Annotated in this window: 6 protein-coding genes; 4 read left to right on the forward strand and 2 right to left on the reverse strand. The window is 58.0% G+C overall.

The features are described from left to right. Window positions 1-108 precede the first annotated feature (108 nt). On the forward strand, window positions 109-906 hold the full coding sequence (locus BGE01nite_RS04965) for a hypothetical protein (RefSeq protein WP_146849160.1): 798 nt from the start codon (window positions 109-111) through the stop codon (window positions 904-906). Continuing rightward, window positions 903-1,319: a hypothetical protein gene (locus tag BGE01nite_RS04970; protein WP_146849161.1), complete on the forward strand. Its 417-nt coding sequence runs from the start codon at window positions 903-905 to the stop codon at window positions 1,317-1,319. Before BGE01nite_RS04965 ends, BGE01nite_RS04970 begins: the two co-directional genes overlap by 4 nt. A 544-nt stretch (window positions 1,320-1,863) precedes the next feature. Here BGE01nite_RS04970 and BGE01nite_RS04975 read toward each other — a convergent pair. Then, window positions 1,864-3,561 (reverse strand): glutamine--tRNA ligase/YqeY domain fusion protein, encoded by a 1,698-nt coding sequence (locus BGE01nite_RS04975; protein ID WP_146849162.1) that lies wholly within the window; start codon window positions 3,559-3,561, stop codon window positions 1,864-1,866. Window positions 3,562-4,039: 478 nt separating this feature from the next. Here BGE01nite_RS04975 and BGE01nite_RS04980 point away from each other — a divergent pair, with 478 nt between their 5' ends. Next, complete coding sequence (locus BGE01nite_RS04980) at window positions 4,040-4,405, forward strand: bactofilin family protein (RefSeq protein ID WP_146849171.1); 366 nt, start codon at window positions 4,040-4,042, stop codon at window positions 4,403-4,405. 358 nt (window positions 4,406-4,763) lie between these two features. Further along, window positions 4,764-5,645, forward strand: a complete 882-nt coding sequence (locus BGE01nite_RS04985) for a polymer-forming cytoskeletal protein (RefSeq protein WP_146849163.1) — start codon at window positions 4,764-4,766, stop codon at window positions 5,643-5,645. A 693-nt stretch (window positions 5,646-6,338) separates the two neighbouring features. Here the strand turns inward: BGE01nite_RS04985 and BGE01nite_RS04990 are convergent. Continuing rightward, window positions 6,339-6,972: SIMPL domain-containing protein (locus BGE01nite_RS04990; RefSeq protein ID WP_146849164.1), on the reverse strand; the 634-nt coding region annotated here is incomplete at its 5' end.

Below are 6,972 nucleotides of genomic sequence, written 5' to 3' on the forward strand. Positions count from 1 at the left end.
ACGGCGATTTTAAGTAGGCATCTAATCAAGGGGGACAAAGCGCTTTACTTGGGACGAAAGAAATCGAGAACGTCATTTTTTGCCAACATGAGTCACCTCAGCGCCAGCATGAATCCCGCCGAAAATACTTACCGGAGGGCTGATGTCATTCGGCCGCCGGCGGCCGATGCAAACAAGCCACTTAGGGTTTTCCATCGCCTGTGTGGGACGTTGGCGATCGCTGTCTCTCTGGCATCATGCGTAACGCTAAAAACTTCAGAACATGGCAAGATAGCTATCTCCGAGAAGGTTGCCTTTGCTAACTACGTCGAGTGGCCGGTTGAGCGCGACTTTTCCAAATTCATTATTGGGGCGGTTTTGGCTGGAGGAGCAGGAGCTGCCATGGGCGCTCCAATGCCTTCGATGATTGCGATGCCATCCAGATCGGCGGCGTCAGCGCCAGTTAGTCCTGGCTTGGCAAAATTTGACGTCCTGGCCCGCAGTTGGTTTGCCGATGAGCTGAAGAAGGCATTGAAAGAGAGGCTGCTTCAACAGCCTGGGCTTTCCGTTGTACCCCCTTCTGAGGGGACATCCATCTTTGAAATAGATGTCAAAAAATATGGATTCAGCAACGAGCAGTATTTGAACGGAACCGGGGTTATTGCCTTCGGCACGGTCTGGTTTAGTCTCAAAGATCGGAACGGGCGATTGGTGGCAATGCACGTTGGAATGTACCCTTTTCCTGCGATGATCCGGGGACCTGAGAGCAGAAAAAGAAGCATCAGTGACCAGCAACTTGCTTCGGCCAGCGAAACTGAACAAGCCATCCGGAGGCTTGCCCGCGATGTCGTGACTGCTGGATTCCGTAGTTTACCGAGGACCTGGATTGATGATTCGAAGGGTTCGAACGCAGGTGTTCGGCCATGAGCATCGCTATTCCCGACTATCTCCGGAATCATGACCAGGTCGTGACGGCCTTTGGCCGGTGGCCGTCTTTCCATGATGGCTATCTGCTGCGATGGGAGATGCAGGATGATTTCATCGAGCTGGAAGTCGAGGGGTGGAACCTGACGTCTGAGGTGGATGAGCGAGGCTATTTCATCACGGAGAAGCACCATCGTGTGGTGTTCCGCTTTGAAGGTGTTCATGACGCTGATCTTGAAGGGCTGAAGAGATGTGATGAGGAGTTTGGCACGAACATTCTTTTCGGCCTCGTTTTCGCGCAGGGAGAGGACGGGGCTATCGAGGTGCAGATTGAATCGGCTGTTGGGGGTGAGTTTGAAGGCGGCTTCCGTGCCAGACGAGGTGCTGTGGTCTCGGTCACGCCGAGTCCTATTTAGCATGGGTGTTCTCGATCTGGAATTGCTTGCCATCAAAGCGCAGCTTCTGAAGATCGATTCGTAATGGATCTCAAACTTGTCTTGGTCTTGACCTGCCTTTCGCTGACTTCATGCGCGACGAGGTTGTCGTGTGCCTCCAGCGCGCCCCATCTGCCTCGGGTGAACTCGCGCGTGCCGCGGGATAGTTCCAGCGAGGTCTATGTGACCCAATATGTGCGTGGACATCAGGCATCCGGGTTCAAAATTGAGCGCGTTGATCGCATACAAACGCTGCCGGCCTGCGGATTGGGGACGCTAGCTTCGATTCCCGTTCTCGGTCTGGTCCCGGTCACTATGCCCTACCGAGCTGAAGCAGTCGTTACAGGTCGGGTCGGAGGCAAAAGCGTGACGAGAACCTATCAACTGAATCTTCTTCAGCATCTCTCCCTGTGGAACTGGCTAGTGCCACCAAGGAGAGATGATCGCATGAAGGCTCGCGCGATCCTGCAGGCTGTTGATCACAATATTACCTTTCCGCGTCCTCAGCATTTCAACTAATGCTTCCTCACTTCTTCACCACGAAGCCGTCCTTTAACTGGACGGTGCGGTTGAAGACGGGTTTGCCGGGCTGGCTGTCTTTGGGGTCGGCGAAGAAGTAGGCGACGCGCTCGAACTGGAAGTGGCTGCCGGGCTGGGCTTCGAGGATGGAGGGCTCGATCTTGGCGGTGATGGTCTCCAAGGAACCTGGGTTCAGGAACTTGGTGAAGTCTCCGTCTTCGCCGGCTTCTTCATCAGGCTGCTCGACGGTGAAGAGCTTGTCGTAGAGACGCACTTCGACATCGGCGGCATGAGCGGCGCTGACCCAGTGGATGGTGCCTTTGACCTTCGGGCGGCCGACGGGCTTGGCGCCGTGGCGTGTGGCATCGTCATAGGTGCAGCGGAGCTCGGTGATGTTACCCTCAGCGTCTTTGATGACTTCCTGGCAGATGATGCAGAAGGCATATTTCAGGCGCACTTCGCCGCCGGGGACGAGGCGATGGAAGCCCTGGATAGGGTTCTCCATGAAGTCATCTGCATCGATGTAGATCTCACGGCTGAGCGGCACCTGGCGTTTGCCGTCGGCTTCGTTTTCCGGATTGTTAGGCACCTCGAGGTTTTCGCTCTGGCCTTCGGGGTAGTTCGTGAGCACGACCTTGATGGGGCGCAGCACGGCATACACGCGGCGGGCGATCTTGTTCAGGTCCTCGCGGACGTAGTGCTCGAGCAGGTTCAGCTCGGTCAATGACGGATATTTGGTTAAGCCGATGGCCTTGCTGAAGGTGCGGATGGCGGCGGGAGTATAACCACGACGACGGATGCCGCTGATGGTGGGCATGCGGGGATCGTCCCAGCCGTTCATGAGACCGTCTTTGACAAGGCGGAGGAGCTTGCGCTTGCTCATCACCGTATAGGTGAGGTTCAGGCGAGCGAACTCGCGCTGATAGGGCTGGCCGGGGAGTCCATCGACATTGTTGATGAGCCACTCATAGAGCGGGCGATGGTGCTCAAACTCCAGTGTGCAAAGGCTGTGCGTGATGCTCTCGATGGCATCACTCAGCGGATGCGCGTAATCATACATCGGGTAGATGCACCAGGCATCACCGGTGCGATGATGATGAGCATGCATGATGCGGTAGATGATGGGATCCCGCATGTTCATGTTCGGCGATGCCATGTCGATCTTCGCGCGCAGCACTTTTTCGCCGTTCTTGAACTCACCGGCACGCATGCGGGCGAAGAGATCTTTGTTCTCCGCGGCGGAGCGATCACGGAAGGGGCTGTGGGTGCCGGGAGCGGTCAGGGTGCCGCGTGTCTCACGGATCTGCTCAGGGGTCTGGTCATCGACATAAGCGAGACCTTTTTCGATGAGCTGGATGGCGAAGCCGTAGAGCTTCTCAAAGTAGTCGCTGGCGTAAAATAGGTTAGTCCCCCAGTCGAAGCCGAGCCACTTCACATCCTCCTGGATGCTGTCGACATACTCCACCTCTTCCTTGGTGGGATTGGTGTCATCAAAACGCAGGTGGCAGCGGGAGTTCGGGGCGTATTCCTGGCTGAGGCCGAAATTCAGGCAGATGCTCTTGGCGTGGCCGATGTGGAGGTAACCATTCGGCTCCGGGGGAAAGCGGGTGACGACCTGTCCGCCGTTGCGGCCAGCCGAGACATCGGCGGCGATCATTTCACGGATGAAATCAAGGGAGGCGGGCGTGGCGGAAGTTTCTGACATGGAACGGGGAGGTTTGATGCGGTGACGGGGCACGTCAAGGCGTGGTAGGTCGTGGTCCCCTGCAAAACTGCTTTCTGAAAGGGGTCTCCGCGCTCGGCGCCGCCCTTTCAGACGCTTGTTTTGCAAGGCTCCCCAGATGCCGCCTCAAGGCTGTTTTGCGGGGTGGTGGCTGTGTAAGGATGCTGTAACATGGACGGTTATTCCTTCCCTTGCTGGCATGGGAAATGCATGATCCGCGCATTCCGTGGACGCCTTTTGAGCGTGACGGAAAAAAAGCCACCACAACGTTGACACTCAACTAGCCATCCTCATATAGTCGACCCTCATGCTCAGGCAAATCATCGGACAACCCAACGACGGGCACAAGGACACGCGTGCAGAGGCACCCGCGCCAGCACCTGCGGCTGAACGCGCCCCGCTTCTCTCCACCGCGGCTCCTGCTGCACAACCCCAACGCGCTCCCTCCAACTCTTTCTCCATGACCTCCAGTAAAAACGTGCTCGCTAACGACGTCGAGATCAAAGGCTCGATCAAATTCTCCCACGACCTCATCATCGACGGCAAGATCGAAGGTGAAGTCCTTTCCGACGGCAGCCTCACCATCGGTGAGAACGCCCTGATCAAAGGCGAGGTGAAAACCCGCTCCGTGATCATCTTCGGCAAGGTCGAGGGAAACATCGTGGTGGCCGAGCGCTGTGAGCTGAAGAGCAATGCCATCCTCGTGGGTGACATCGCCGCAGGCACGCTTTCCATCGAAGAAGGCGCCACTTTCATGGGTCAGTCCTCCGTGGGCAAGAAGCCGGAATCCCCCAAGCCTGCCCCCGGCCCTCGCCCTCAACCCTAAATAGCGACCCATACCATTCGTGTTTCGAGGACTTTTCGGCCCGAAAAGTGATCGTCCAGCACCACCTAAGGGACAAATCGAGGTGGTTTGTCCCACCTGTGGCGCGGCTCAGTATGAGCCGCGCCTCGTTGTTTCTACCTTTTGTAAAAAATGTGGTGTTCATCTCTCGGTCAACCGGGGGAAGGTCACGGCATCTGGCGTCAGCAGGGCTGGCGGCAGGGTAGATAACAGTGCGTGGGACGCTCCAACTCCGAGCCCGGCTGCGGCCCAGGCTCCGGCACCCGCCCCTGCGGCGAGGCCAGCCACTCAACCGCTTTCGGCTGCCCAGCCGACCCATCCCCCGGCCAAGAGCGGGGTTTTGAAATCCATCGTGGCCTCTGCCCAGCCGCCTCCGCCTGCCCCCGAGGAGCAGGAGGAGTTTGTGAAACCGGTTTCAAAGGAAGAAGAGGAGGAAGGGGGCTTTGGAGTCTTCCTCAAGCAGCAGGTTTCCCCTGCGGCGGAACCTGCCCAGACGGATTTGTTCCCGGAGGCGTCGCCGCCCACGGAGATCCCTCCGCCGGTCACCCAGCCCGGCGCCTATGAAGCGCCTGCCATCCGCCGCCCGCAGTCAAACTCGCCGCCACCGACTCCGGCTCCGGAGCCGATGTCTGCCAGCACGCTGCAGAAGATGCGTGAACAGGGAGTCTACAAGAATGCTTATTTCAAGGATGCGGACTGCTTTGACTGTGGTCACAAGTTCAAGGTCAGCCGCTCCTCGCGTTCGGCGAACTGCCCGCAGTGCGGTGCTTTGATCTCCCTGGAAGATGTGGAGATCAACATGGCTTCCACGCATTCCATCAAGACTCGTGGTGACGTGCTGATCCGCAAGCGCGGTCATCTCTCCACGGATCTGGTGATCTGCCGTGACCTGCGCTGCCAGGGCATCGTGGAGGCAAACATCCAGGCTTCCGGTGATGCGGTTTTCCGCACGGTGGGGAACATCATCGGCGAGATCCGCTGCAAGCGGTTCATTGTGGAAAAAGGCGCGGATGTGACCTTCCTAAACATGATCTATGCTGATGAGGCGGACGTGCAGGCGAAGATCACCGGAACGATCATGTGCAATGGTCCGCTGACTATTGGCCGAGAAGGTTCGGTGAATGGTGATGTGACGACGCGATCGATCAACATTGAGCCCGGTGGTGAGTTGAACGGTGCGATGAACATCCTGCGCTCGCAGATGCCGAAGCCGAATTTTTGAGGTCGGTTTTGGCAATGTAGGTTAGGTGTGGGAGGTGTTTTTTCGGCCGTGGAGAACATGAAGAGGCACGGAGAGGCATGCAGGTCCTGGAGGAGGATGTTTGAGTCTCCGGTTGTGATTCGGGGATGCCGGGAGGCATGCAGAGGTCGTGATCCGTTATGGATTCCGGGCTTCTGTCGCCCCGCTGGGGCTCTGAGAGATTTTGGTGGAGTGCGCTGGAAACCCAGGGCTGCGTCCGCTTCGCGGTCTTGCTATGGGCTATGTTGTGGCGCCCCTTTGGGGCTCCAAAAGGGCGTGGGGGCGTGGAGGAGCTCTGTTGTCGAGCTCGTGGGGAACGAGCGGTCTGCGCCACGTTCGTTCTACGGGTGGGTGCTTCGCGGCTTTGTCCTGGGGTATAATGCTGCGCTCCTTTGGGGCTTCAGAAGGGCGGTGAAGTGAGGTTCGCGGAGGGAGTTTGTTGTCGAGCTCGTGGGGAACGAGCGGGCTGCGCCACGTTCGTTCTACGGGTGGGTGCTTCGCGGCTTTGTCCTGGGGTATGATGCTGCGCTCGTTTGGTGCTTCAGCGGTGAAGTGAGGTTCGCGGAGGGAGTCTGTTTTCGATCTCGTGGGGAACGAGCGGGCTGCGCCACGTTCGTTCTACGGGTGGTGCTTCGCGGCTTGTTTAGGGCGGTGTTCCTGCCTTTGGACCGAGCTTCAATTGATCGCGTATTCCACATCCACAATCACCCGGACGATCTTGCGCTCTGGTGTCGCCGCATCGCGGTCATCAATTTGAAACCTGCCTTGCGTGGCATTCAGCAGCTTGCCCAGTTCGGTCTGCGAATCCCGGGCGAACTGCTCGCCCGCTACCCGCGCATTCTTGGTCGCTTCCTCGATCATGCCGGGCTTGATGCTGTTGAGGTCCTCAAAGTAGAACCTCGGGTCGCTGATGGATTGGAGCAGCACACCCTTCTGCATGAGGGAGCCGGTCGTCGAAACCGCCGGCTTGACCGACTGGATCTTCTGCGTGCGTAACAGAACGGACTGCGAAGCGCTGAATCGTGCAGCTGGGGCCTGGGCATCCTTGTCTCGGGTCTCCATGCTATGATCACGAATGGAGGGTGGTTGCAGAGCGATGTCGGCATCGTCAAAGCCTGCGGTCTTGAGGAACTCCTTCACAGCGGTCGCGTTCTCGCCCAGCTTCACATTGAGGTCAGGCAGTTGATCACCGCTGGCCGAGTAGCTGAGGGTCCAGATGGCCATGCTGGCGGGCACTTCTCTCTCGGCCAGTCCCTTCACGGCGATTTTGCTCGTCTGATTGTGCCGCACCATGCCTTGCCCGACAAAA

Origin of the sequence: Prosthecobacter gellanilyticus (genome assembly GCF_007992435.1) — a bacterium.
GTDB classification, from domain to species: domain Bacteria; phylum Verrucomicrobiota; class Verrucomicrobiia; order Verrucomicrobiales; family Verrucomicrobiaceae; genus Prosthecobacter; species Prosthecobacter gellanilyticus.

Excerpts from the sequence above, each read along its gene's own strand:
- BGE01nite_RS04975 (WP_146849162.1), bottom strand. The coding sequence starts at position 3,561 with ATGTCAGAAACTTCCGCCACGCCCGCCTCCCTTGATTTCATCCGTGAA.
- BGE01nite_RS04970 (WP_146849161.1), top strand. The coding sequence starts at position 903 with ATGAGCATCGCTATTCCCGACTATCTCCGGAATCATGACCAGGTCGTG.
- BGE01nite_RS04980 (WP_146849171.1), top strand. The coding sequence starts at position 4,040 with ATGACCTCCAGTAAAAACGTGCTCGCTAACGACGTCGAGATCAAAGGC.
- BGE01nite_RS04965 (WP_146849160.1), top strand. The coding sequence starts at position 109 with ATGAATCCCGCCGAAAATACTTACCGGAGGGCTGATGTCATTCGGCCG.